This is a genomic window from Rhodopseudomonas sp. BR0C11 (genome assembly GCF_010820945.1).
Lineage (GTDB): Bacteria > Pseudomonadota > Alphaproteobacteria > Rhizobiales > Xanthobacteraceae > Rhodopseudomonas > Rhodopseudomonas palustris_H.
This window is the reverse complement of record NZ_QTKI01000627.1, coordinates 1-1,807: the sequence shown is the minus strand read 5'-3', so window position 1 is coordinate 1,807 and position 1,807 is coordinate 1. Positions and strand designations below refer to the sequence as shown.

Here is a 1,807-nt window from a genome sequence, read left to right as displayed (position 1 = left end):
ACATAGAACAGGCCGACCAGCAGGCCGAGCTGCTTCAGCGAGCCGATTCCGTATTTGGCGACCGTGAACGACACCGCCCCGAGCACGCCGAGCGGCGCCAGCTTGACGATGATGCCGATGATCTTGAACAGCACCTCGGTGATCCGCTCGATGCTGTCGGCCAGCGGCTTGCCGCGGTCGCCGAGCAGCGACAGCCCGGCGCCGAACAGGATCGCGATGATCAGCACCTGCAGCACGTCGCCCTTGGCGAACGCGTCGATGAAGGTGGTGGGCACCAGCCGCATGATGAAGTCGGTGAAGCCGGTGACTTCCTTGACGTGGCTGCTGTAGCCGGCGAGGGCCGAACCATCGAGCGTCGCGGTGTTGACGTTCATGCCGGCGCCGGGCTGGAACACGTAGGCCAGCACGATGCCGAGCGCGAGCGCGACCGTCGTCACGGCTTCGAAGTAGATCAGCGATTTCAGTCCGACCCGCCCGACTTTCTTCAGGTCACCGGCGCCGACGATGCCGTTGACCACCACGCCGAACACCAGCGGGGCGATCGCGAACTTGATCAGTTTGATGAACAGGTCGCCGAGCGGCTTCAGCGCGACCCCGACCTCAGGCCACAACGCACCGAGGGCCACACCAAGTACGAGGGCGGCAACCACCTGCCCAAACAGCGACCTGAAAAACCGCGTCATCGGAATGTTCCCGGGATTTGGAGCCTGCGAAACAATCACTGCTGAGTTTCTAGACGTCAAATATTTCATGTGTCTCGATTGATACGTTTGACATATGATTGAGGGATGGAAATCCGCCATCTCCGTTATTTCGCCGCCGTGGCGCGGCACCTGAATTTCACCGCGGCTGCCGACAGCCTCGGCGTGGCGCAGCCGCCACTCAGCCAGCAGATCAGGGATTTGGAGGCCGAGATCGGCACCCCGCTGTTCGAGCGGACCACACGCCGCGTCGCGCTGACCCGGGCCGGCGAGGACTTCTTGAAGCAGGCGCTCGCGATTCTGGAGCGGGCCGAAACCGCCGTGCAGCGCGCCCGCTCGATCGGCGCCGGGACCGCCGGCATTCTCAATGTCGGGCTGACCGGATCGGTGCTCACCGGGCCGCTGGGACGAGCGATCCAGCAGTTTGCGCTCAACTACCCGAACGTCGATCTCCGCATCCACGAGATGTCGCCCGACCGGCAGGTCGCAGCGCTGAAATCCGGCCAGACCGATGTCAGCTTCCTGCGCTGTCCGCCGCAGGATGCCGAGATCGCCAGCGAACGGGCGTGGCGGGAATTGGTCCGGCTGGTGCGGCCGAAAGGCCCCGCGCTACTGACCAGAAAGGTGACGCTGGCGGATCTCCGCGACGAGAGCTTCGTGTTTCTGCGGCTGGAGGATTCGCTGTTTGCCAAGTATCTGTGGCAGTGCTGCTTCGAGGCGGGCTATGCACCGCGCGTCACTCATCAGGCGATCGAGTCGGCATCGCTGACGAGCCTGGTGGCAGCGGGTCTCGGCATCGCCATCATCCCGGAATTCGTCAGCAAGCTGGCGCATCAGGACGTGGTGTATCGACCGATCGGCGGGCCGCCGATTTTGGCTGATGTCTACGCGCTGACGACCGGCGCCAACAATCCGCTGGCGAGTCAGTTCATCGCGCTGGTGCAGACGCTGTCCGGCAAGGCGGGCTGACGATTCGAATATGTTCGGCGCAGCAGCCGAACCACGCAACAACCCAACTCGGCGTCGAGGGCCCGCCGGCATCGCCGGCAGGCCCCGCGACCATGGCTGGGTTCGCGTTCGATCGGTCACGTTGCTGTCGCCGAAGA

Annotated in this window: 2 protein-coding genes; one reads left to right on the top strand and one right to left on the bottom strand. The window is 64.3% G+C overall.

Translation table 11 applies throughout. From position 1 onward, the window contains the following. Positions 1–683 (bottom strand): cation:dicarboxylate symporter family transporter (locus tag DYI24_RS25955; RefSeq protein ID WP_164574356.1); only part of this gene is annotated, 683 nt, incomplete at its 3' end. A 105-nt stretch (positions 684–788) separates the two neighbouring features. Here DYI24_RS25955 and DYI24_RS25950 point away from each other — a divergent pair. Continuing rightward, positions 789–1,670, top strand: a complete 882-nt coding sequence (locus DYI24_RS25950) for a LysR family transcriptional regulator (RefSeq protein WP_164574355.1) — start codon at positions 789–791, stop codon at positions 1,668–1,670. Positions 1,671–1,807: the final 137 nt, after the last annotated feature.

What these genes read in the sequence shown, in the direction of transcription:
- DYI24_RS25950 (WP_164574355.1), top strand. Translation starts at nt 789, where the DNA reads ATGGAAATCCGCCATCTCCGTTATTTCGCCGCCGTGGCGCGGCACCTG.